This is a genomic window from Frankia sp. CcI49 (assembly GCF_001983215.1).
In the GTDB taxonomy this organism is placed as follows: Bacteria; Actinomycetota; Actinomycetes; order Frankiales; family Frankiaceae; genus Parafrankia; species Parafrankia irregularis.
Map to the genome: position 1 here is coordinate 207,237 of NZ_MOWP01000020.1, position 24,193 is coordinate 231,429.

Below are 24,193 nucleotides of genomic sequence, written 5' to 3' on the forward strand. Positions count from 1 at the left end.
CGGTGATGCTGGTTGCCTGGCATCGCGAGCGGCGAGCGCGCCGTCGGGTAGGCGCGGGCGAGGCGGGAAGATCTGCCCGCCGTGGGGCCGGCAGCAGCCAAGGCGGCGCCGTTCTGGAGGAGAATTCGTGCTTGAGCGGTTCAGCCTGGCTGGCAAGGTCGTGTTGATTACGGGTGCTTCGTCCGGGCTCGGCGTCGCCTTCGCGGCTGGGTTCGCCGCCGCCGGGGCGGATGTGGTGATCTGCGCGCGCAGGGCCGACCGGCTCGCCGAGACGGCCCGGCTCGTCGAGGCCGCGGGCCGGCAGTGCCTGGCGCTGCAGGCGGACGTCACCGCGGTCGAGGACTGCCGGCGTGTCGTCGCGGCTGCGCTGGAGACGTTCGGCGCGGTCGACGTGCTTGTCAACAACGCAGGTGTCGCCAGTGCGCGCCCGGCGACCCGTGAGGAGCCCGACGAGTTCCGACGCGTCATCGACGTCAACGTGATGGGCGCCTACTGGATGGCGCAGGCCTGTGGGCGGGTGATGCGTCCGGGCAGCAGCATCGTCAACATCGGATCTGTGCTGGGGTCGACGACCGCGGGGCTGCCGCAGGCTGCCTACAGCTCAAGCAAGGCGGCGATCATCGGGTTGACCCGGGATCTCGCCGCGCAGTGGACCGGCAGGAAAGGGATCCGTGTCAACGCCCTGGCTCCCGGTTTCTTCCCGAGCGAGATGGTCGACCAGTACGAGCCCGGCTACCTCGACCGGCAGGTGGCGGCGCGAGTCCCGGCAGGGCGGCCGGGGGATCCCGCGGAGCTGGCCGCCGCGGCGGTTTTCCTGTCAGGTGATGCCGCGTCCTACATCACTGGAGTGTTGCTGCCTGTCGATGGCGGCATGCTGACGACCTGACTGGCGGGCCACCCGATTCGTGGCCTGCGGGCTCGCTGAGCCGGGTCTGATCGGCGACGACTGCAGTTCGCGTCTGGCATGCGGATGTCGATGCGTATGACATCGGATCCGTGTTGCCGGAACATAGTAACTACTACAGCGAGTTTAAAATATCGCGCATGGCCCGATTCAGGAGGATGCTTGTGACGCAAACAGCTCTCAGCTACGACCCCGCTTCTTTCGAGGATCAGGACAACCCTTTCCCGATATACCGGCGCATGCAGGAAGAACAGCCGCTGTATCACAACGCCGAGGTGGGTTTCTGGGCCCTGACGCGGTTCGAGGACGTGGCGGCAGGCCTGGTCGACCATGCCGCCCTGAGTTCGGCCCGTGGCACGCTGATCGAGTCCATTCGATCCGACGAACCGCCGCCGGATATGATCATCTTCCAGGATCCACCGCGGCACGACACGCTGCGCAAGATTGTCAGTAGGGCGTTCACACCGCGGCGTGTCTCGGAGTTGGACGCCAAGGTGCGGGGGATGGCGGCGGGCTGGCTCGATCCGCTGGTGGCGGGCGGCGGCGGTGAGGTTGTCGCGGATTTCGCCGGGCTCCTGCCGATGGCGGTGATCGCGGCGTTGCTGGGGGCGCCGGACGACGACCGGGCTCACATCCGGAGCCTGTCCGATCGCCTGATGGTTCGAGAGGAAGGCAGCCTCGACCGCCCAGGGGATGCGCAGTCCGCCGGCGCCGAGCTGTGGGTGTACTTCAGCGAACTGGTCGCGTCGCGGCGTAGAGCCCCCCGGGACGACCTGGCGACGGCGCTTGTCGAGGCGACCATCGTGGACGATGACGGCGCGCAGCAGCGTCTCAGCGACGAGGAGATCGTCTGGTTCTGCCTGCTGCTCGGTGTCGCAGGCAATGAGACGACGACCAAGCTGATCACCACCGGCGTGGTGGCGCTCGCCGACTTCCCGGGTGAGCGGGCGCGGCTGGTCGCCGATCCGGGGCTGTGGCCGAACGCGGTCGAGGAGGTGCTGCGGTTCGACCCGCCGTCCCACTACCAGGGGCGGGTGACCACGCGGCCGATGCTCTGGCATGGTCAGGAGGTGCCGGCGGGGGAGACCGTGCTGCTGGTCAACGGGGCGGCGAACCGTGACCCCCGGGTGTTCACCGACCCGGATGTGTTCCGTGTCGACCGCGTGATCGATCGGCATCTTGCCTTCGGCAAGGGCGTGCATTTCTGCCTGGGGGCGGCGCTTGCCCGGCTGGAGACCCGCATCGCGTTGGAGGAGTTTCTCCGGCGCTTCCCGGACTACGAGGTGGATCGCGCCGGATTCGAACGCGCGTACTCCTCGAACGTGCGCGGACTTTCGAAGGTGCCGTTCACCGCAACCACCTGAGGGCTGCCTTCGATGATGGAATCATGCAGTCGCGCATCCGAGCGCGGCGCGGACGAGCGCCTCGCGGGCATGAGCCGGCAACATCGGCGCATGGCTCAGCCCCGGGTCATCGCCGCGCTCGGAAGCTCCTACGCAGCTGGTCCCGGCATCGAACCGATGGCGGACACCGCCGCGATGCGATCCGCTCGCAACTATCCGCACCTGTTCGCGGCACAGCTCGGCGTGCGGCTTGTGGATCTCACCGTCTCGGGCGCGACCACCGAGACCATCCTGGAGAATGCGCAGACGACGATGAGAGGTGCCCGGTTCGCGCCGCAGATCCATGGCCTCCCCGCCGACGCCGACATAGTCACGGTCACGGCCGGCGGCAACGACCTGCGGTTCGTGGGCTCGATGCTCGCCGCCGCGTGGCGAAGTCACGACCCGGATGGCGCGATGGTGCGGATGCTGGACGAGATGCTGGGCGGCGGCGGCATCCCGGACCCCACGGACGCAGACGTGGAGCAGGTCGCGGATGGTCTGGCCCGCATCGTGCGCGAGGCGCACCGGCGCGCCCCACGCAGCCGAGTGATTCTTGTGGACTATCTGACCGCTCTCGGGGACGGCACCCGCCCGCGTGTCGACGTGCCCTTCCCGGCCGAGGACCTGGCGGCGTTGTTGCGCATCCAGGCGGCGCTGCGGGACGCCCATGTGCGGGCCGCCGAGCGCTCTGGCGCCGAGCTGTTGGCGGCCTCTGTGCTGAGCGATGGGCACGAGCTGGGCGGCGCTGCTCGGGAGCCGTGGATTTTCGGCTTCGTGCCGGAACTGGAACGTACCGGGGCGTCGTTTCATCCGAACCTGGCCGGAATGGCCGCGATCGCGGGCGCTCTGGCGGAACTGCTCGACTGAGCCGAGCGCAGAGGGGCCTGGCGCTACAGGTCGATGTCCGCCCACCCCGGGTAGCGTTCGTGCAGCTCGCGGGCGCGGGTTCGACACCGGCCGAGCGCGGGCGACTGCGCCGTGACGGGGTTCTGGTCACCCCGGAGGACCTCGGCGTGCGGCGTGCAGAGGCTGACCGTTCTCTGCTCGCGGCCCACAGCATCGAAGACCTCGTGGCCTGCTCGGGCGGTCTCTACGACCCGCCGGCCCGGTTCCGGAGCTGGTGATGACGCGTCCCGCGGTGATCGACGTGCGCCGGGCGGGGGAACGGGACCGCTCGCTGACCGCGACAGCGATCTCGTCCTGAACGCACCCGCCGTGCTGCGACGCAGGGAGGCAGCCGAACTCGCGTGCCGCCTGGCCGCGGCGGAGACCTACGTCGACATCCAGGTCATGACTCCTCGCGGCGGCATTCCCAGCCGCGGCCCAGGGGGCGAACCACCAGACTGATGGTTGCATCACTACATAGTGAGAACTATTGTTCACCTGGTCGCAGGTAACAGACAGCCGCGTGACGGACGGATGAGGTGAACTTCCTGATGATCGTGCAGGCAACGTTGAATGAGCTCGGTCAGCTGATCAACGGCCACCTGGTGACGGGTGATCAGAGCATGCCGGTTGTCAGCCCCGCGACCGGCGAAGAGGTCGCCCGGTTCCCGGTGGCGACCGTCGAGATGGTGGGCGCCGCGATGACGGCGGCGACGGCCGCTCTGCCGGCCTGGGCCGCCCGGCCGGAGGCGGAACGCCAGGCGGTGATCAAGGCGATGGGTGAGGCGATCGGGGCCAACTACGCGATGATCGAGGAGATCACCGCGCTGGAGAAGGGTGCCCCGTCCATCGCCCTCGAGGCGTTGGCCGCGCCCTGGTTCGCCAATCATGCCGCCGAGCAGGAGTTGCCGGTCGACCTCATCGAGGACTCCGCCGAACGTACCGTCAAGGTGGTGCGCGCCCCGGTCGGGGTCGTCGCCGCGATCATCCCGTGGAATGCGCCGATCCTCATTCTCGCCGAGAAGGTCTTCAGCGCCCTGCTGGTCGGGAACACGATCGTCGCGAAGCCCTCCCCGTTCACGCCGCTGGCGACCTTGTTCGTGGCGAAGCTCTGGAAGGACATTGTTCCGCCCGGGGTCGTCAACATCCTTGCCGGCGACGACGAGATCGGGAAGGCGATGGTCGCGCACCCGGCCACGAGGTTGATCAGCTTCACGGGCAGCATCGCGGCGGGCCGCGCGATCGCGGCCGCCGCCGCGCCAGGGCTGAAGAACCTGCTGCTCGAGCTGGGCGGCAACGACGCGGCGATCGTGCTCGACGACGTGAACCCGAAGAAGGTCGCACAGCGAATCTTCGATTCCGCGTTCACCGGTCACGGGCAGGTCTGTGCGGCGATCAAGCGCGTGTACGCCCACGAGTCCGTCTACCAGGAGCTTGTCGACGAGCTCGCGGTGATCGCCCGCGAACGGGTCGTCGGGATGATCCCGGTCACCACCAGGGCCCAGTTCGACCGCGTCAGCGCCCTCGTCACCGATGCCCTCGACCATGGCGGCAAGGCCGTCGTCGGCGGCACGCCGGCGCAGGGCCCGGGCTACTTCTACCCACCGACGATCATGACGGGTGTCGGCCCCGGTGTGCAGGTCGTTGACGAGGAGCAGTTCGGCCCGGTGCTGCCCGTCATCCCCTTCGACGACGTGGAATGGGCGCTCGAGCAGGCCAACGCCACCGAGTACGGTCTGTGCGGATCGGTCTGGACCTCGGACCTCGCGCGGGGCGAGCGGATCGCCGCGCGGCTGGAGTGCGGCACCGCGTGGGTGAACCAGCACACCGAGATAGACCCGAGAATCCCGTTCGGCGGAGTGAAGTCCAGCGGCATCGGCAGAAACTGCGGCCAGGTGGGCCTGGACGCCTATGCCGAACTCAAGACCGTCATCGTCTACAAGGACCCGGAGCGGGTCTGACCGATCTGCCATTCCGCCCCAGCCGGGCGGAGGTCTTTCTCGACGGGCCGGGTCAGCGGCCGGATCAGATAACGCCCCGGCGATGAATGGCGGATACCGAGGAGCCCCCATGGGCTGGGCCGTCGCAGAATGGAAAGGGAGATGGGCGTGCAGGATCTCGAGGGCAAGGTCGTGGTCATCACCGGGGCCGGTGGAACACACGGAATCGGCCGGGCCACGGCCACGCTCTTCGCGGGGCAGGGATGCAGGGTCGTGCTGTCCGACATCGACTCCGCGGCGCTTCAGGACGCCGTCGACGAGCTGCGCGGTCGCGGTCACGACGTGTTCGGGGTGCCGACCGACGTAGCCGACTTCGACTCGGTCCGACAGCTCGCCGATGCCGCGTTCGATCACTACGGACAGGTCGACGTGCTGTTCCTCAATGCCGGCGTCGCCGGGGGCGGAGGCCTGTTCGACGACGAGATGTCCGACTGGCGTCGGGTGTACGACATCAACTTCTTCGGGATACTGCACGGCATCAAGGCGTTCGCGCCGCGGATGGTCGCCCAGGGAACTCCCGGCCACATCCTCGGCGCATCGTCCGGGTCCGGAGCAGTCGGTGTCATGTACCAGACGCCGGCCTACTCCAGCTCCAAGGCGGCCGTCTGCACGCTGATGGAAGCCCTGTACGGCCAGCTGCGCGACCAGGGCGCGCTGATCCAGGCGCATGTCGTGCTCCCGCCGCTGACGAAGACGAACCTGGCGGGTGACCGGGCGACCATGACCTTCGTGCAGCAGGGCCTCGAGGCCAAGGGCGCCATAGCCGTGCTCGCGGAGCCCCAGGAAGTCGCGACCACCGTGCTCGAAGCGGTCCGCAACGGTAGCTTCTGGGCCTACCACGACCACGAAGCCGACAAGCGGCTCTACGACGGCCGATTCGCCGCCGACATCGACTGGCAGGCCGACATCATTCGCCGCCGTGCGGCGGCTCTCGTCGACCGATCGGCTCCCGACTCCTACCTCTGGGGAATCTGAGCCGGCGGGCCGGACCGGCGCCGCGGCGGCGACGGCAGCTCATAGCCGGGCAGACAGATCGCGTCGGCCGGCTGCAAACCGCCCGGTCTGACAGCTGAGAACACGCTGGCGCCCGTCATCGTCACGAAACAGGAGTCGCGCCTCACCGACGCCGCGCTGTCACGTCCCGCCCATCGGGATCGTGTTGGAGCTTCTGCCCAGGGGGTCTGCTCGTCTCTACGGACTGTCGCCACCTCTGGAGCCAGCTGAAGGGGCTCGGGAGGCGGTGGGCTGCCCGGGTCTGCTGTTCATGACATTTGGCTTCGTACATCGCCATGTCCGCACGGTGCATAAGCTCCTCGGCAGTTACTCCGGACACGGAGGAGTCGGCTACGGCGACGCCGACGCTGGCGCGGACGTGGCGTGGCACTCCGTGGAGGCTGAACGCGGGGCGCATCGCGCCTGCGATTCTCCCGGCGGTGTCCTCGCCGATCGCCCGGGCGTTCCTGCGGGCATCGCGGATCAGGACGGCGAACTCGTCCCCTCCGATTCGGGCGACGAGGTCGTCGTCCCGGACCGCGGTGCGCAGCCGCATGGCCACCGCTCGCAGGAGCTCGTCGCCAGCCGCGTGTCCGAGAGCGTCGTTGACCGCCTTGAACTCGTCGAGATCGCAGAAAAGAGTGACCACGGACAGCTGATGGGAGTGGTGTTCCTCGACCGCTTCGGTCAGTTCGGTGGTGAACAGCGCGCGGTTCGCCAGACCTGTTAGAGGATCATGAAGAGCCTGGTAGTGCAGCCGCCGGTGCGCCGCGCGGACCTTCACCAGTAGTCGCGCGTTCTGACCGACGGTGATCATCTGGCGAATCACGACCAGAGCGGCCAGCGTGATCGCAAGGAGGACCGTGGTGCCGTCAAGATCGTCACGGCGCGCGGCGGGCACGACCACAAGCACGGCGGCGATCAGCGATGGCAGATAGGGCAGGTAGGCATGCAGCCAGACCGCGAGGTCGTCCGCCCCAGGACGTTCGCGCCGATGTTTGACGCGCTGCTGTGGAACCAGCATGGCGGCCGCGATCAGCGGCGGTGCGGCGACCATGCCAAGCCAGTAGAGGGCGAGGCGGTCGGCGCTGAGCGCGCCCGACACGGTCAGGTGCACGATCACCGATGCGGAACCGGCCAACACGAGCAGGCYGGCGGTGAGCACGGCTACGGCCCGCCCGTTCTGTGGCCGCCGGAAGACCATTATCAGCGGGATGGTGACCACCACCAACGTCCCGCAAAGCGGAAATCCAAGCGCGATCGCGAGAGGCAGTCCGCTGATTCCGGAATCAGCGATCCGCCTCAGCAGTGCCATCCAGGCGATCAGGAACATCGACACGACGAACACCAGGCTGTCGAGCACGACGACGATGGGTGAGGACTGGGTGGTGCCGTCCATGTCGGGAGGTGCGCGCTTTCCCGGGACGGTGGCAGGTGGGCCTTTCGGCAGGATCATCAACGCCAGCAGGGAAAGCACCGGTGCGAGCAGGTAGGCCGTGTCGGACCCCGAGGGCCTGAGCTCCACCCTCTCTCCCTGTGCGAAGAGAAGGCACCAGTGGACCGAGGCGACGAGGAGGCTGAGAAGGCAGACGGTCAGCAGGAGGCGCCATCGGCGCTGGATACCGCGTGTACGTACCACTGAAACGGTGCCCATGGCAGTGGCGATGGTGCTGCTGGCGACGAGAGCGATGCCCTCCGCGATCACCAGCGCCCGTCCTGACAGCATGAGAAGCGGAGCGATCAGCACTACGAGAAGCAGGGCGACCCCTTTGGCGACCCGGCGGAACGTCCGTTCGCTGACGGGTCCTGCCGCCGAGATGTCCGATGGAGTCGGTGGCTGCCGTGTGCCAGGGGGGCCGCGCCGGCCGGTGGCCGGGATGCTTCGGTCCTCGCGCTGCTCGGTGTCGCAGCCCGGGATCGACGCCCGCCTGTACGGAGTCACTGCTCCAGCATCACCGTCCCGCGGTGGTCGCGCACGTTGGTCACGTACCTCGTTCCGGGTCGGACTTTCGGTGGTCTGTGAAGGGATCTCCGAGGCTGCCTTCGTCCCTGCCGGACAGCGGTTCTGCGGATGACCGGTGGTTTCTGTGGGTGGTGATCTGGGTTGACCTGCGCCAGATGGTGCGTCCCGTCGCAGGGTAGTGATAGAAACATAGTAGATGCTACTGTGTCCCGACTCACAGATAGCTAGGCGTGGGCTCGCATTCATGTGGCCCTGCGTGGCCAGCGTGTGGCGGCCGCGGGCCGTTCATCCCCACCTGGGTACGGGCATCCAGCCCGTCACGACACGGCAGGAGTGGATCATGTCTGATCTGTCACGGAATCCCTGGCCGGACAAGGAGGGGCCGCCGACCGCGTCGGCGGGGCAGGCCTCCGGCCGTGCGTTGCCCGAGGGCGGGGGGCTGAACTTATGCTGAGCCGGGGGCAGCGCTCCCGGCGTCGCGTGCTGGGCGTCGCCATGGTCGTCCTGGCGACGGCACTTGCCGCGTGTAGTTCCTCCGACGGCGGGGCGGCGCCAGGTGGTACCGAGCTGGCCAAGGCCGGCCCCACGGCTGGCCCGCCCGGCGGCTGGAGTGACGGTGGGTACAAGCCCGACACTGCCAGTCTGAAATGCGGCTCCAAGGCCGCCGACCCGACTCGGGGAATCACGGCGGACAGCATCACCATCGGTGGCCTCGCCTATCTGACCAGCGCCAACGGCAGCTCGATGGCCGGTACCGAGGTCGGTGCGAAGGCCCGTTTCGAGCGGGCGAACGCCGAAGGTGGAGTAAACGGCCGCAAGATCAATTTCATCGGTGTGTCGGACGACGGCCAGGACATCGCTCGTAATGCGCAGCAGGCGCGTCGGCTCATCGAGCAGGAAAAGATCTTCGCCGCGGTTCCGCTGATGACGAGTAACACCGGCTACCTGGACACGTTCTGCGAGAATGTTGTTCCGTTCTTCGGGTGGGGATTCAATCAGGGCTACTGCTCCACGGCGATTGGTTTCGGTATAACCGGGTGCCAGTTCGCCAACGAGAAGGTGGCAACCAACAGCCTGGCCTACACGATCAACTCGCTGTTCGAGGGTGCTCCGACGAACCACACCGTGGCTRTCGTCGGTGTGGACAACGATTCTGCTCGCGCCGGTGTCAAGGCGATCGCCCGGAATCTGAAGGCGGCCGGCCTGGACGTGGTCTACGCGGAGAACCCGATCCCGGTCGCCGGGCTGACCGACACGACGGCGGTCGTCCAGGCGGTCATGACCTCGAACGACGGTCAGGCGCCCGACGTGGTGTATCACTCGTCTGACTTCCAGTCGGTGCTGAAGCTTTCCACCGCGTTGAAGGCGGCCGGGTACGAGGGAAAGCAGGTCAGCCCGACCTACGACCCCCGGCTGGTCGGGGTGAAGGATTTCGACGGCAACTACGGCAGCCTGCAGTGGCTGCCCGCATCCGACGACGCGAACCCGACCAACAAGCAGCTGCTCGCGGATCTCGCCAAGTACGCGCCCGGCCAGGTGGCGAGCCTCCCGACGATGGCCGGCTACTTCGCCGCCGACATGTTCCTCACCGCCGCGGAGAAGGCCGGACCCGACCTGACGGTGGACAAGCTGCTGGCTGTCCTGAACAACAACTACTCATACCAGCTTCCCGGTTCGCTTCCCGAGAGCCGGTGGCCGCTCAACCACTTCATCTCCACTCCGTGTAGTTCAGTGGCACAGATCAAGGACGGTGCCTGGCGCATCACGGGCCCGCTCAGGTGTGGTTCCGTGTTCCTCACCGGGAAGTAGCCGGCAACTCCGTCGGGCCGGGTGCCAGTGGTACCCGGCCCGATCGGATCCCGGCTTCGGATCAGCCTTTTGATGGGACCAGTGAAGCGTTTTCGCGAAGCTGAGCCCGAGCACATGCGAGTGGGGATCCTCGCCGAGGAGCCGACCATGGCCTATATCTCCACCGACGATCCGTACGAGGTGTGCGGTCTCGACCTGACGCCGTCGGACCGGGCCCGCGCGCTACGGGCGAGCCTGGTCGAGTTCATGAACGAACAGGTCTTCCCGGCCGAAGCCCCATATCATGAATATCGTGCCCGCCTGGGGCCCGCTGACCACACCGTCCCGCCGGTGGTGGAGGTTCTCAAGTCCGAGGCGCGTCGGCGTGGGCTGTGGAACCTGTTCCTTCCCGCCGAGTCCGGAATCTCGCAGCTTGACTACGCCGGGCTCGCCGAGATAACCGGCTGGAGTCTCGATCTGGCACCCGAGGCTGTCAACGGGCAGGCCCCTGACACCGGCAATATGGAGCTTCTGCACCTCTTTGGTACGGCCGAACAGAAGATGCGGTGGCTGAAGCCACTGCTGGACGGAACGATCCGGTCGGCGTTCGCGATGACGGAGGTCGCGGTGGCAAGCAGTGATGCCACCAATATCGAAACCCGCATTACGCGTGACGGTGACGACTATGTGATCAACGGGCACAAATGGTGGACCAGCGGAGCTGCCGACCCACGCTGCAGACTGCTTGTGGTGATGGGGAAGACGGACCCGGCCGCCCCGCGTCATCGGCAGCAGTCCATCGTCCTGGTGCCTGTCGACACCCCCGGGGTGAAGATCGTGCGGGACGTGCCCGTGTTCGGCCGTCACGACCAGCACGGGCACTGCGAGGTCCGTCTCGACCACGTCCGTGTCCCGGCGGACAACCTGCTCGGTGACGAAGGAAGCGGTTTCGCGCTGGCCCAGGCCCGACTCGGCCCTGGACGCATCCACCACTGCATGCGCGCGCTTGGCGCGGCGGAACGCGCCCTTTCGCTGATGGTGGCGCGGGCCAGGTCACGGATCGCGTTCGGGGGACCGCTGCTCGATCAGGGGATGGTGCGGCGCGACATCGCCGAATCCCGGATCGCCATCGACCAGGCTCGCCTGCTGTGCCAGCACGCGGCGAAGGTGATCGATACCGAGGGTAACAAGGCCGCCGCGCCCCTGGTGTCGATGGCCAAGGTGAGTGTGCCGCGGGTTGCCCTGCAGGTCATCGACCACGCGATCCAGGTTCACGGCGGCGCCGGCGTCAGCGACGACGTGCCACTTGCCGCCATGTACGGGTGGCATCGCGCGATGCGCATCTTCGACGGGCCGGACGAGGTGCACCTGAACGCGATCGCCAGGACCGAGGCAGGCCGACAGGCGGTTCTCAGACCTGCCCGGTGACCGGGGCTCAGGCATGACAAGCGGCGCGGGAACCGTCGGCGGCCGGCTGCGCGGGCCATGAACCTGGCCGACTTCCGCCGCCGGTAGGCCGGCCCGCCGACCGGCATGCTCCGGCCGTTCCCCGAAGAACGACGGGTCGCCGCCAGTCTTCTCGACCTTCTCAGCCCGGCGTGCACTGTGATCCCAGGAGGAATCGGCGTGACATTCTTCGAGCACATTCGACTCGACACGGTGGATGGAATCGCCACAATCACCCTGAACCGGCCGGAGGCTCTCAACTCCTTCACGGACACGATGGAGGGGGAGCTCGTCGCCGCGTACGACCGGACGGACGCCGACGACTCCGTCCGTGCGGTCATCCTCACCGGCGCCGGACGGGCGTTCTGCGCCGGGATGGACCTCGGCGACGGCGGCGGCGCCTTTGACGTGTGGACGTCGAGCGGATCAGCGCCTGACGGCGCGCGATCTCATGACGACGCGATGCGCCGCGACGGCGGCGGTCGGGTGGCGCTGCGCATGTACGAGTCACGAAAACCGATCATCGCGGCGATCAACGGGCCCGCCGTGGGCGTGGGTATCACGATGACGTTGGCCGCCGACTTCCGTCTCGCGGTGCCCGCGGCGAAAATCGGTTTCGTCTTCGCCCGCCGTGGCCTCGTTCCTGAATCATGTTCGAGCTGGTTCCTTCCCCGACTGGTGGGGATGCAGACCGCACTCGACTGGATGTACAGCGGAAGAATCTTCGACTCCGAGGAAGCGCGGGCCTCAGGGCTCCTCCACAGCATCCACCAGCCCGCTGATCTCCTCCCGGCCGCGCGCGTACTGGCGGACTCACTGACGAGGGAGTCCGCTCCGGTGTCGGTGACACTGACGCGCCAGCTGCTGTGGCGCATGCTCGGCGAGTCCCACCCGATGCGCGCGCACGAGCTGGAGACACTCGCCATCAACCTTCGAGGGGTGAGCTCCGACGCGCGTGAAGGCATCAGCGCTTTCCTCGACAAACGCGAGGCGACGTTCCCCCAGCGTGTGTCGACCGACACCCCCGACCTGTTCGCGCACCTGCCCCTGCCGACCTACCGGCAGCCGGGTACCTCACGGTGAGCGGGTGGCCGCCGAGCCGGAGTCCGGCTGCCCGGCGGGCCACCGGCCGCGGGGCCGGCGCCGCGCTGACCCGCCGGCCGCGGGGATTCCAGGATCAGTCCGCCTGTTCCTGGGTGGCGACGAGTCCCGCGAGGAAGATCCTTCGAGCGTCATGCTTGTGCAGCCGGGGAAGGTCCGGGGCGATCGAGTCGACCAGCTGGGTGCTGATGGCGTAACCGCGGATCGCATGGAAGACCGTGGTGCGGCGGGTCTCGTCGGATTCCGGGCCGAGCGCCTCGGCGAGCAGCCGCCGGACCTCGACGGCGACCCGCTCGTGCTGTTCCGAGAGGGCATCCTTGGCCGCCTGGGAGGTGTCCGGGTCGTGCTGGAAGTTCAGCATGATCTGCATGCTTGCGAGATATGACGGATCACCGTAGTGCTGGTCCAGCAGGTCGTAGAGCGACTCGATCCGCTTTGCGAGCGTGGCACCCTCGACGTGGCACTTTGCTATCGAAGCAATGAAACGCCGGTTGATTTCTTCGATTGCGGCGAGCATCAACGACTCGCGACTACCGAAGTGGTACTGAATCGAGCCCCAGCTGACACCTGCTCGCCTGGCGATCTCGTTGGTGCTCGCCCGGTAGAAGCCGAGCTCGAGGATGCAGGCGACGGCTGCGTCGACGATCTGGGTGTTCCCGGCCGGGTCCTTGGGCGGCCGACGCGATCGAGACCGGTTGCGCGGGGCGTACCCGGTCACGTTGTCGGCCGTCTCTGCCACAGTGTTCCTCCCAATCCACATACCTGGCCCAGATCCTCCCATGGACTGGGGAACCGACTGGATGCGCCGGCCTGGTCAGACGTCAGGCTCCGACCGGTACAGGGCCGGTGCGGCTGCCGTTGACGAGGGCGAGACGACCGGCTGCGGACGGCCCGATGCCGACGACGGCGGTGTGTCCGCCCGGCCTGTCGCTGGTCATCGGGTGTCTCCCTCCACGGGGGTGGGGTGGTGGCATGTCGGTGCAGGCGAACTCATTGTCCTCGGTGACCGCCGGCGCTGGGAGTGCGAGGGCGTCCCGGGCGGATATGGTCCCTACCACATAGTGGATGCTATTCTCGGTCGCGGCGGGTCGCAAACAGCGCTGACGTCCCGTCCGCTCGCTGATCCCAGCCAGGTCGCGAGGCCGCGGTGCGAAGCCCGACCAGGCCCCACGCAGACAACCGCGCCGACCGCGTCGCGCGGACCAGCCCTCAAGCCCCAACCGACTCGGGAGGACCTGATGGTCGACTCGACTCTGCCGCGCCGCGGCCCGCTCGCCGGYCTGACCGTGCTCGACGTGTCCCGGGGCGCCGCCGGATCGATGACCACGATGCTGCTGGCCGACTCCGGCGCGGATGTCCTGCGGATCGAATCCCCGCACGGCGATCCCGGGCGCGACGACGTCGCGCACACGGTCTGGCACCGCGGCAAGCGCAGCGCAGTTCTCGACCTGGACGACGCCAGCCAGCGAGCGGCCTTCCTGCGACTGGCCGCGCAGGCGGACGTGCTGGTCGAGTCGTTCGAACCGGGCGAGACCACCCGGCTGGGTATCGACGAGCCGCAGCTGCGCGCCGGCAATCCAGGGCTGGTGTACTGCTCGATCACCGGCTACGGGGCTGACGGCCCCGACGCTCATCGCGCCGCGGTTGACGCACTTGTCGCGGCTCGTACCGGGCTGCAATGGGAGTCACGCGGAATCGTCGGCACGGCGCTCAATCGGATCAGCGGTGCCGAGAGCCCGCTCGCCGATCTGGAGGTGCCGGATCTGCCGGCAAGCCGGTTCGATCAGGACGGTCCGGTGTTCCTGCGGTCCATGTGGCCGAGCGTCGGAGCGGCCTACCTCGCGACCGCGGGCGTCAGCGCGGCCCTGCGCGCCCGGGAGGTCACCGGCCTCGGCGAGCATGTGCGTACGTCACTGCTGCAGGGAGCGATGGCCGCCGCCGGCCCCAACTGGCAGCGTGTCGACGACGTCACCGCGGCCGGCTACTGGATGTGGGTGACCGACCGGCGAGCACCGGAGGGCCTGTTCGAATGCGCGGACGGCCGCTGGGTGCACTTCTGGACGATCCGGCCGACGCCGGTACTGGACGCCGCCGAAGGCGACGAGCTGGTCATCGACGGCCCGGCGGACGACATGCGGGCCGGCGTGCGGATCGGGATGGACGCCGAGGAGCTGCCGATTCTGTACATGTACCAGGAGCAGCTTGCCGCGGCCTTCCGAAGATTCCCCAGCGATCAGTGGGTTGCCTTCGGGGCGGCACGCAAGCTGGGGATCGCCCAGGTGCGCTCGCCGGAGGAGGCGTTCGCCGACCAGGCGCTGCTGGACCACGGCTGTGTCGTCGAGGTCGCCGACCCCGACGCCGGGCCGATTCGGCACGCCGGGGTCCTGCTCGAGTTCGCGGCCACCCCGGGCGCGGTGACCGGCCCGGCGCCCCGGCGCGGCGAGCACACCAGCGAGGTGCTGGCCGCACTCGCGGGCGAGGGCGAGGCCGCCGCGGACCGTAGCGCCGGTGAGCAGGCGCCCACTCGCCCGACCGCCGCGGTGGATGCGCCGCGTCGCCTGGCCGGCGGCCCGCTGGACGGCATCCGCGTGCTCGACCTCGGGATCGGTGTCGCCGGGCCCTGGGGCGGGCGGGTCCTGGCCGATCTGGGCGCCGACGTGATCAAGGTTCACGCGCTGCACGACGGCTACTGGACCGGGACCCACCTCGGCCTGGGCACGAACTGGGGCAAGCGCAGCATCGCGCTGAACCTCAAGGACCCGGCGGCCAGGGAGGTGCTCGAACGCCTGCTCGCCACTGCGGATGTCCTCGCGCACAACATGCGCCCGGGCGCGGCCGAGCGTCTCGGTATCGGCTACGAGCAGCTGCGGGAACGGTATCCCCGGCTTGTCTACTGCCACACCCGTGGCTTCGAGGACGGACCGCGCTCGTCGCAGCCCGGCACGGACCAGACCGCGAACGCGCTCGCCGGCACCGAGTACGAGGACGGCGGCTGCCGGTTCGGTGGCCCTCCACTCTGGAGCCGGGTCAACATGGGGGACACCGGTAACGGCTATCTGTGGGCGACCGCCGTCCTCCAGGCGCTCTACCACCGAGAGCGCACCGGCCAGGGGCAGCGGGTCGGCACCGCCATCATCAACGCGGCCCTGCTGGCCACCTCGTACGCCTACAGCCGGGCGGACGGGACGCCGGTCGACCGGCCACAGATCGATGCGCGTCAGCGGGGCCTGTCCGCACTGCACGGGCTGTACCGGCTCGCAGACGACGCCTGGCTGACGATCGCGGTGGTCGACGACGGCTCCTGGCCGGACCTGTGTGATGCTCTGGAGGCGCCGGCCGAGCTGCGCGGTGATTCGCGGTTCGCCGATCCGACTCTTCGGCGGGCACATGACGCCGAGCTGCGTGCCGTGCTCGAACCGCTGTTCGCCCGGCGCTCCGCTGAGGACGTCGTGGCCGCGTTCGAGAAGCGGAACCTGCCCTGTGAACTGTCCTCCACCACCTTTTCCCGCGAGCTGTTCGACGACCCCGACATCCGCGCTCGCGGCTGGATCGCCACCGCGCAGCGGCCCGGAGTCGGCCGGATCGAGCAGCCCGGTGTCCTCGTCGACCTCGTCACGCATCCTGGCCGGGTGTCCGGACCGCCGTGCCTCGCCGGCGAGCACACCCGACCGATCCTCACCGAACTCGGCTACGACGAGGCCTCGATTGCCGCGCTGCTCGACGCCCGCGCCGCGCTTGACGCCCCGGTTGCCTGAATCCCCATTCGACCCCGACAGCCCACAACAGGAGGTGTGCTGTGTCTGGAACTGATCGGTTGATTTCCGTCGACTCCCATTTCCGCGTCACGGTCGACCAGCTCAAGGAAGCGGCTCCGGCCCGTTTCCGCGATGAGATCGCCGCCGCCGACCGCCTGGTGGAAGCGCCCAAGATGGCCGCCATGCAGCGTCGCGGTACCCCGCCGCTCGGCCTCGGCTCCTACCTGCACGAGGCGGCCCGTCATCCCGGCTACTCCGACCCGGCCGCCCGGCTCGCCGCGATGGACGAGGACGGCGTCGACGTCGAGATCCTCTTCAGCGACCTGTCCGCGTTCCGGATCTTCGGCAAGATGCTGGACGGCTGGAAGGAAGCCGCGCGGGCCTTCGCCGATCTGGGCGCGGCCTTCGCCAGCGCCGACCCGAGCCGGCTCCTCGTCGCCTACCAGCTCCCGCTGCGCGACATCGACGTCGCGGTGGCCGAGCTTGAGCGCCTCGTGACCGAGCACCAGGCGCGTACCGTCCACCTGCCGACCAAGCCGGGCTCGGTCGGCCTGCCGGAGTACCACGACCCGCGTTACGACCCGCTGTGGGCCCGGCTGCAGGAGCTGGACATGCCGGTCTGCGTGCATCTCGGCGTCGAGGACGAGTACTGGGAGATCGCGGCACGCGACCCAACCCCGCAGATGGGCGTGTTCACCTCGCAGCCGGCGCTGCGGATGTCGGACGCGCTCGGCATGCTGCTGCTGTCCGGCCTGTTCGAGCGTTTTCCGCGGCTGAAGTTCGTGTTCGTCGAGCCGGGCCTGAGCTGGGTGCCCTTCTACCTGGACACGCTCGACTACATGACGAAGCACGGCTACGAGTTCCCGGCGCTGAAGGAGAAGCCGAGCGAGTACTTCCGCCGCAACGTCTTCCTGACCTTCATGGACGAGCAGCGCGGCGTGAACATGCGCCACGACATCGGCATCGACAACATCATGTGGTCGACCGACTTCCCGCACCCGGCCTGCACCTGGCCGAACTCGCGCAAGGTCGTCGCGGATCTGATGAGCGACGTCCCCGCGGACGAGGCGTACAAGCTCGTCTACGGCAACGCGAAGCGGGTCTTCCACCTCTGATCATGCGCCGGAACACCTGAATGGCACCCTGTGGCGCGGCCACGGGGTGCCCGGGTCCGGTGAGGTCAGGTCCCCGGTTTCGGCATCATTGCGAAGTGAGGAGCGCGCGACGTGCGGCGAGAACTCTACGAGCCCGACCACGAGGCCCTGCGGGAGACCGCGCGCACCTTTGTCGAGCGCGAGGTGATTCCGCATCAGGACGCCTGGTCGGAGAAAGGACTGGTGGACCGGTCGGCGTGGCTCGCAGCCGGAGCCCAGGGGCTGCTGGGAATCGCCGCGCCCGCCGAGTACGGCGGCGCCGGCGAGGAGGACTACCGGTATCGGATGGTCCTCATCGAGGAGCTGGCACGGGTCGGCGCATCGTCCTTCAACGCAGGTACGTCCGCGCAGGACGACCTGGTCGTCCCCTACCTTCGGGACCTGGGCACGCCCGAACAGCAGGCGAGCTGGCTGCCGCGGCTGTGCGCGGGCGAGGCGATCGGCGCGCTGGCGATGACCGAGCCGGGCGCGGGCAGCGACCTGCGGGGCGTCCGCACCAGCGCGGTCCGCGACGGCGACGGATGGCGACTCTCCGGAAGCAAGACCTTCATCACCAATGGTTTCCTGGCCGACATCGTCATCGTGTTCGCCCGCACCGACCCCGACGCCGGATCCCGCGGGTACAGCCTCTTCCTGGTGGAGAGCGCCGCACCCGGCTTCCGRCACGGTCGCAAGCTCGAGAAGCTCGGCCTACGCGGCAACGACACCGCCGAGCTGTTCTTCGATGACATCCTGCTTCCGTCGACCGCCCTGCTCGGCACCGAAGGCCGGGGGCTGATCCACCTGATGGAACGGCTCCCGCTGGAGCGGCTGTCGATCGCCGCCACGTCCTATGCCTTCGCCCGCGCCGCGTACGACTGGACCGTCGAGTACTGCTTCGGGCGCCGGGCCTTCGGCAAACCGATCGGCGACTTCCAGAACACCCGGTTCCGGTTGGCCGAGCTCTCCACCGAGCTGGACATCGCACAGGTGTATGTGGATCGCGCCATACTCGCCCTCAATGACGGCTCGCTGTCGGCGGTCGACGCGGCCAAAGCCAAATGGTGGGTGTCCGACCTGCAGAACCGAGTTGTCGACCACTGTGTGCAGCTGCATGGTGGATACGGCTTCATGTGGGAGTACCCGATCACCCGCGCCTATGCCGACGCACGCATTCAGCCGATCTTCGGCGGCACCAACGAAATCATGAAGGAGATCATCGGGCGCGAAATCGCCCAGCAGGCGACCGACAAGGCCGCGGTCGCCGGCAGGGTCACACCGGAGCCAGCGAGATGAGTGCCCCGGCATCCGGTGCCGAGCACGAGCGGGCGGCGAGGTCAGGGCTCTCCACGGTCCCCGAGTTCTCCGAGCTGACGCTGCAGCTCGACGCGCCGATCGCGACCATCACCCTTAACCGGCCCCAGGCGATGAACGCGATCACCCCGACGATGCTGGCCGAGTTGGAAGAGGCGTTCGAGCTGGCCGCGGCCGCGGATGACGTGCCTGTGATCATCCTTACCGGCGCGGGCAGGGCATTCAGCGCCGGTGTGGATCTGAAGTCCCTGCGCGGTGCGCCGTTGACCGGAGGTGCGGTCGGCGAGTTGCTCGACGGACCGGCACGGCGTGTCATCCACAGGATTCGACACCTCGACGCGGTGGTGATCGCGAAGGTCAACGGGTACTGCTTCACCGGCGCGTTGGAAATCGCGCTCGCCTGCGATGTCATCATCTGCGCCGACGAAGCGGTTTTCGGTGACACCCACGCCAAATGGGGGCTCAGGCCGAGCTGGGGGATGAGCCAGCGCCTCCCCGGTGCTGTCGGCCTCGCCCGGGCCCGTCTGCTCTCGTACACCGCGACGACCTTCTCTGGTGTCGACGCCGCGACCTGGGGGCTGGCCACGCTGTCCTGCCCCCGGCACGACCTCGACGAGACCGTCGCCGGCGTCGCTCGCCAGATAGCGGCCAACAGCGCGGGTGCACTCACCGCGTACAAGGATCTCTACCGGCAGGCGGACGACGCCCGTACTACCGCCGGCCTCGAGTACGAGGCGGCCGCTCGGTACGACATCTCCGACACGGAGCAACGCGTCGCCGGCTTTCGCTGACCGATGACCGAGCGATGGCCCGCGTCTCACGCGGACACCGATTGTGGCGATTCAGCGACGTGGGGGTATGGCTGGGATGAGCCAGCTGGAGGCGGCTACAGGCCATGAGGATGGCGTCCGCCCGGTTTTTGGGGTGCCGCGGGACCTGGCCGCCGAAAAGCTGCTGGGGCTGCGGGTCGATCCTGCGCTGGGGCGCGGCGAGGTGCTGGTCGTGCCGCAGCTGCTCAACTCGATCGGGGCGCTGTGGGGCGGCGTGGGGCTGGCCGCCGCCATCGGTCTCTGCGAGGAGGTACTCGGGCGCCGCGCGCTGTGGGCGTCCGTGCAGTACATCAGTCCGATCCGGTGCGGCGAACGACTGGAACTGAGCCTCCACGCCGGCCGGCGTGGCCGCGGGCTGACCCAGGCCGCCGTGCGGGGAACCGTGGAGGGCCGCCAGACCCTGCTCGTCACAGGGACCTTCGGAGGCCGCGCCGGAAACGGGCCCACGGCAGACCTCGCCGACGACTTCGGCCGCGATCTGCAACTGGCGACGGCACCGGTGGGAGTGCGGACGCCCGCGCAATGCCCCGAGTACACGGTGCGGCCTGAGCTGCCGGGGTCCGCAGCAGGTCTACTGGAACGGGTCGAGCAGCGCTGGGCGACGCCCACCACCCCGGAACTGGCAGGAACCCCCGGGAACGCCCGCACCATGCTGTGGCTGCGCTCCCGTGTGCCGCTACCGCTGTCCGCCGTCGTGCTGGCGGTACTGGCGGACTTCGCCCCGGTCGCGATCGGCCATGCCCGCGGCGTGCCCACGTACGGGGTGAGCCTGGACAACAGCATCCGCCTGGCGCACATCTCACCCGACCCCGGAGCGGGCGACGACAGCTCGAGTCCGTGGATCCTGCTCGACGTAAGGGTGGAGGCGCTGGTTCGCGGTGTCGCGCAGCTGTACGCCCGGATGTTCGGCGAGGATGGCCGGCTGCTCGCCACCGCCGGCCAGTCCACGCTCATGCGCCATGCGTAGCGCCCCTGACTCCAGGACCGTGAATGCCCATGGCTGCCCGGTGGGTGCGTCCGGACGGGCAGCCATGGGCGGGGTTCAGGAGACCTTGGTGACGGCGCCGCACTGCAGCGGGTCCGCGCTCCATTTGCCGTTGGAGAGGTGCGCGACTGTTTCGCAGGGTGCCTGGGCGACGTGGTTGAGTGGCCACCGTGTCTCGGGCAGGGCTCCCGGGACGTAGTTGGTGTAGCCGGTGTTGAGCAGCTTGAGGAAGGAGTCGACGGTCACGTCCTTGCCGGCCTTCTGCAGGGCTGTGACCAGCATGTCGGCTGCCCAGTATCCGGACATCGCGGTGAGGCTGAGGGCGACGCCGGCGGAGTACTTCTCGAAGTCGGCCGTCATCTGGGCGACGGCCGGGACGTCGGCGTCGAACCCACCCTGCCACTGCATGAGCGCGTAGGTGTTGTCGAGGTCCTTGATGCCGGTGACGCGTGGGTCGTAGATCGGTGAGACGATCAACCCTTCAAACCCGGCGGCCTTGAGAGCGCCGGAAAGCTTGGTCGCGTCGGCGAACTGCGAGATGAAGAAGACGACGCCTGGGGCCTGGCCCCCGTCGGCCTGCATGATGCTGCTGACGATGGACGTCGGATCAGCCAGCCCGGAAACCGGGATGGACGACTCCTGGTACACGGTCTTGAAACCGGCGACCTCGAAGCCCTGGCGCACGGTCACGAGGCCCTGCCGGGCGGCGTCGTTGTCGAGGCCGACCAACGCGAGGGTCCTGGAGGCACCCGCGGGGAGCTCGTTGGCGACGAGCAGGCCACCGCCGGTGTCGACGGACCGCTGGCTGCCGGCCGGCGGGGTCTGGCAGCCGGTGATCCCGAAGCCGATGGCGTTGCCGCAGAAGCCGGTGTTGTTGCCCCAGCCGAAGAACGGCATGACGTCCGAGCAGAAGGAGTCGACGTAGTTGCCGTTGGTGGTGCCGACGATCGAGGCGAAGGGCTGGTCCTTCTCGACGATGGCGCGGGCCTGGCTGGCGTTTCGGGCGGCTTCGCTCCCGTCGTCGCGTGCCTCCAGGAGGTCGATCTGCCGTCCGTTGACGCCGCCGTCCGCGTTGGCCCTGGCGAAGCGGGCCTTGGCGCCGTCGATGGTGTCGGCATGCGAGGAACCGGTCGGGCTGGTGGCGGAGACCAGGCCGCCGATCTTGATCGAGGTCGCGGTGATGCCGCGATTCGGGTTGGTGGCCTTCGTGTTGCACTTGAGCGAGGCCGCGTCGACGGTGACGTTGGTCTGGTTCCAGCCGTGGTCCGGCCCCAGTTTGGTGAGTGACTGGTCGACAGTGACCGGACCGGCGCTGTCGCCTCCGCCGCAGCCGGCGAGGCCCAGCGCGCAGGCCGCGGATAGGACCAGAGCAACCCGGGTAGGTCGCCGCATACCTGTCTCCTTAGTTTGCCGAACCTCCACCGGTCGATTGGTTTCGACCTGTGAGGTATCGGCTCGTCCGGCCGGCCCGTGGGCTTCACCACTCGTCGTGCGCGGTATCGAACTCGTGCGCGCCGGAAGTGGGATCGACCTCAAAGGCGGCTGCTTCTCCCGGTGGGAAGGACCGATTTTCAAGTGGCGTCGACTCATCGCGCCGATAACACCCCGAGCCCGTTCGACGACGGCATCGAGAAGCTCACCTGCTGGTCGTGCTGGAATCGGGAGGAAGGCTCTCTCGGCGGAGTTCGCGGCCGCTGGGCTGCGCGGCGCCGGAATAGCTGACTCGACCTCTACACGGCGGCGAAGATCTCGGCAGGAGCGGACGCGCCCTGCCTCGTGGCGCTCATGAAGCTCCGCCTTACCAGATGCTCTGCGCCAGATACTCGGTCGGTCGGTGGTTCAAGGTCAGTCCGCCGACACGATCACCGCTGGTTCGCCGGCTATCGGGCCGTCGTGTTTCATCGCCTCCCCCAGGACAGGTTGAGCCGCCGTCGACGTCCGCACCGTAACAGGTGCCACATAGTAAGTAAACATTGCAATTACTATGAACCCAGGGTGGCCGGGAGGTGTCGGGCGGTGAGTGGCTCGGTCGGGTGTCGAGCGGCGTCGACATCGTCGACGCCGGCGGAGATCGGCCGCTCGATGGTCTCGCTCCGTCGGTCGCCTGGGTGGCCCTGGTCGTGGGGCCGTGTCCGACTGTTGAGTTGACTACATAGTCAATGCTATGATGTGCGCCGGCCTATGCGGTTCCAGATGACAAGGAGGTGTCCGTGCAGACGGCATCCGCAAGGAGATCGCGCGGGCACCTGCGCGCTGCTGGTGCACCCTGACATGGCCCTGTATTTCGGCGGCGATACTCGATTCACCCATCTCGCGTCAGGCCAGGAGGCCGTCCAGGCTGTCTGGCCGCAGATCGCTCCGTTTGCCCTGCATGACGCCGCGACCTACAGCCGATGGAACGCGGCCGCCGGGCAGGAAAACGAGACGGGCGCCTGCGAGCCGGCCGAGTCCGGCGAGGACCTGGCCGCAGGAGATCGTTACCGAGTGGTCACACCCGAGCAGTACGTGGACGAACTGCGGACGCAGCCCGTCGCCATCGGCCAGGCGCACCCGATGACGGGTGGCATTCCGCCAGAGCTTGCCTGGCCCAGTCTGCGTCTCATCGAACACGAGGTTCTGCCCGGCCTCCGCTGAGAGCGGCCGGCAGGCCCGGCCTGTCTGCCTGGGACCGGTCCTGTTCGTCGCGCTGGACCGGTGCGCCAGACGTCGGTCAGGGACCTCTGGTGTCCGAGACCAAGGTCGATTCCGAAGGGCCCGAACCGGATGATGAAGCGCAGGTCGGTACGGATTGCGGTCGGTGACCTGGCGCCGCCAGGGGTGACCCGACTGGCGGTCCGCGTGGTCGCTGACCCGGACCTACAGGCCGCATCGAGGCCCGTGGTGCTGTGCTGCTTCCCCGGGGGAGGCATGTCGACGGCCTACTTCGAGATGGATGGCTACGACATGGCGGCGCACCTGGCCGGCGCCGGCGTGATCGTCGTGCTGGTCGACCATCCCGGGGTCGGCGACAGCGACGTACCCGATGATCCGTGGACGCTGCGCCCCGAGCTCGTCGCCGATGTCGAGGTCCTCGCCGTCGAGCGCGTGATCGCCGGGCTCGGACTCGCCAATCCGGTCGTCATCGGCCTCGGGCACTCGATGGGCGCAATGCTCGTCGCGTACCAACAGGCGCGTCATCGCCCCTACCAGGGCCTGGTACTGGTCGGCTACTCAGGCCGCGGGCTGCCCGAGGTTCTCCGCCGGGAGGAGCTCGCGGTGGCCCACGATCCGGCTGGGGCGCGTGATGCGATCGTCCAGCTCGCTCGGTCCCGGTTCGGTCGGCCGTTGGTGTCGGGTGGGCCGGCGCACTCCGAGATGCTGGTCGGCCCGCATGCCAGCCCGGGCGCCCTGGGGGCGCTGGGCGCCGCTGCCGGGCCGTTACTCGCCCTGTGTGGCCTGACCTCCATGCTGCCTGGCAGCCATGCCGACGAACTGGCCTCGATCGACGTGCCGGTGCTCGCCGGAGTAGGCGACCACGACATCGTCGGGCCGCCGCACGAAATCCCAGGGCACTTCCCTGGCAGCCGCGACGTCACCGTCTTCGTCCTTCAGGACGCCTATCACAACAGCAATATCGCACCCAACCGGCACCTTCTGTGGGACAGGATACGGGACTGGACGGAGATGATCCGAGAGCGGTGCTCCGTGGAATAGGCCGAGATATCGCGGCGC

At 68.4% G+C, this 24,193-nt stretch carries 19 protein-coding genes; 16 read left to right on the forward strand and 3 right to left on the reverse strand.

What is annotated here, in order from left to right; genetic code table 11:
* Positions 1 to 127: 127 nt before the first annotated feature.
* From CcI49_RS19915 to CcI49_RS19940, 6 genes are all read left to right on the forward strand, one after another.
* Positions 128 to 886 (forward strand): glucose 1-dehydrogenase, encoded by a 759-nt coding sequence (locus CcI49_RS19915; RefSeq protein WP_076828473.1) that lies wholly within the window; start codon positions 128 to 130, stop codon positions 884 to 886.
* A gap of 110 nt (positions 887 to 996) precedes the next feature.
* Positions 997 to 2,268 carry a cytochrome P450 gene (locus CcI49_RS19920; protein WP_235498302.1) on the forward strand — a complete coding sequence of 424 codons (1,272 nt, stop codon included), beginning with the start codon at positions 997 to 999 and terminating at the stop codon, positions 2,266 to 2,268.
* Positions 2,269 to 2,337: 69 nt separating this feature from the next.
* Positions 2,338 to 3,156 (forward strand): SGNH/GDSL hydrolase family protein, encoded by an 819-nt coding sequence (locus CcI49_RS19925; RefSeq protein WP_235498301.1) that lies wholly within the window; start codon positions 2,338 to 2,340, stop codon positions 3,154 to 3,156.
* Between the two features lie 59 nt (positions 3,157 to 3,215).
* Positions 3,216 to 3,413: a malonate decarboxylase subunit alpha gene (locus tag CcI49_RS43420; protein WP_054569776.1), complete on the forward strand. Its 198-nt coding sequence runs from the start codon at positions 3,216 to 3,218 to the stop codon at positions 3,411 to 3,413.
* Positions 3,414 to 3,725: 312 nt separating this feature from the next.
* A complete protein-coding gene (locus CcI49_RS19935) occupies positions 3,726 to 5,135 on the forward strand; it encodes an aldehyde dehydrogenase family protein (protein WP_131831139.1) in 1,410 nt (469 codons plus the stop codon).
* Positions 5,136 to 5,282: 147 nt separating this feature from the next.
* Positions 5,283 to 6,149, forward strand: coding sequence for an SDR family NAD(P)-dependent oxidoreductase (locus CcI49_RS19940; protein ID WP_158230788.1), 867 nt, complete (start codon positions 5,283 to 5,285; stop codon positions 6,147 to 6,149).
* A gap of 142 nt (positions 6,150 to 6,291) precedes the next feature.
* On the opposite strand, the gene CcI49_RS19945 is transcribed toward CcI49_RS19940, so the two are convergent.
* Positions 6,292 to 7,692, reverse strand: a complete 1,401-nt coding sequence (locus tag CcI49_RS19945; protein ID WP_241840148.1) for a diguanylate cyclase — start codon at positions 7,690 to 7,692, stop codon at positions 6,292 to 6,294.
* 885 nt (positions 7,693 to 8,577) lie between these two features.
* On the opposite strand from CcI49_RS19945, the gene CcI49_RS19950 reads away from it, so the two are divergent.
* The 3 genes from CcI49_RS19950 to CcI49_RS19960 all read left to right on the forward strand — a co-directional run bounded on the left by CcI49_RS19950 (position 8,578) and on the right by CcI49_RS19960 (position 12,447).
* Complete coding sequence (locus CcI49_RS19950; RefSeq protein ID WP_076828478.1) at positions 8,578 to 9,939, forward strand: ABC transporter substrate-binding protein; 1,362 nt, start codon at positions 8,578 to 8,580, stop codon at positions 9,937 to 9,939.
* A 147-nt stretch (positions 9,940 to 10,086) separates the two neighbouring features.
* The gene (locus CcI49_RS19955; RefSeq protein ID WP_054569989.1) at positions 10,087 to 11,346 is read left to right on the forward strand and encodes an acyl-CoA dehydrogenase family protein; all 1,260 of its coding nucleotides are present in this window, start codon (positions 10,087 to 10,089) and stop codon (positions 11,344 to 11,346) included.
* Between the two features lie 198 nt (positions 11,347 to 11,544).
* Complete coding sequence (locus CcI49_RS19960; protein WP_076828480.1) at positions 11,545 to 12,447, forward strand: crotonase/enoyl-CoA hydratase family protein; 903 nt, start codon at positions 11,545 to 11,547, stop codon at positions 12,445 to 12,447.
* Positions 12,448 to 12,541: 94 nt separating this feature from the next.
* On the opposite strand, the gene CcI49_RS19965 is transcribed toward CcI49_RS19960, so the two are convergent.
* Entirely contained in the window at positions 12,542 to 13,204 is a 663-nt protein-coding gene (locus CcI49_RS19965) for a TetR/AcrR family transcriptional regulator (RefSeq protein WP_054569770.1), read from the reverse strand.
* A 499-nt stretch (positions 13,205 to 13,703) separates the two neighbouring features.
* Here CcI49_RS19965 and CcI49_RS19970 point away from each other — a divergent pair, with 499 nt between their 5' ends.
* From CcI49_RS19970 to CcI49_RS41600, 5 genes are all read left to right on the forward strand, one after another.
* Positions 13,704 to 16,220 (forward strand): CoA transferase, encoded by a 2,517-nt coding sequence (locus CcI49_RS19970; protein WP_076828482.1) that lies wholly within the window; start codon positions 13,704 to 13,706, stop codon positions 16,218 to 16,220.
* 41 nt (positions 16,221 to 16,261) lie between these two features.
* Positions 16,262 to 17,335 (forward strand): amidohydrolase family protein, encoded by a 1,074-nt coding sequence (locus tag CcI49_RS19975; RefSeq protein ID WP_131831140.1) that lies wholly within the window; start codon positions 16,262 to 16,264, stop codon positions 17,333 to 17,335.
* A 111-nt stretch (positions 17,336 to 17,446) separates the two neighbouring features.
* Entirely contained in the window at positions 17,447 to 18,649 is a 1,203-nt protein-coding gene (locus CcI49_RS19980; protein WP_054569767.1) for an acyl-CoA dehydrogenase family protein, read from the forward strand.
* Positions 18,646 to 19,458 (forward strand): enoyl-CoA hydratase-related protein, encoded by an 813-nt coding sequence (locus tag CcI49_RS19985; RefSeq protein WP_083749628.1) that lies wholly within the window; start codon positions 18,646 to 18,648, stop codon positions 19,456 to 19,458. Before CcI49_RS19980 ends, CcI49_RS19985 begins: the two co-directional genes overlap by 4 nt.
* Positions 19,459 to 19,525: 67 nt before the next feature.
* A complete protein-coding gene (locus tag CcI49_RS41600; RefSeq protein ID WP_083749629.1) occupies positions 19,526 to 20,464 on the forward strand; it encodes an acyl-CoA thioesterase domain-containing protein in 939 nt (312 codons plus the stop codon).
* Positions 20,465 to 20,539: 75 nt separating this feature from the next.
* On the opposite strand, the gene CcI49_RS19995 is transcribed toward CcI49_RS41600, so the two are convergent.
* Entirely contained in the window at positions 20,540 to 21,874 is a 1,335-nt protein-coding gene (locus CcI49_RS19995; protein WP_076828486.1) for an ABC transporter substrate-binding protein, read from the reverse strand.
* Between the two features lie 789 nt (positions 21,875 to 22,663).
* Here CcI49_RS19995 and CcI49_RS20000 point away from each other — a divergent pair.
* Positions 22,664 to 23,116 carry a hypothetical protein gene (locus CcI49_RS20000; RefSeq protein WP_131831142.1) on the forward strand — a complete coding sequence of 151 codons (453 nt, stop codon included), beginning with the start codon at positions 22,664 to 22,666 and terminating at the stop codon, positions 23,114 to 23,116.
* A 132-nt stretch (positions 23,117 to 23,248) separates the two neighbouring features.
* Entirely contained in the window at positions 23,249 to 24,175 is a 927-nt protein-coding gene (locus CcI49_RS20005) for an alpha/beta fold hydrolase (RefSeq protein WP_277872743.1), read from the forward strand.
* Positions 24,176 to 24,193 lie beyond the last annotated feature (18 nt).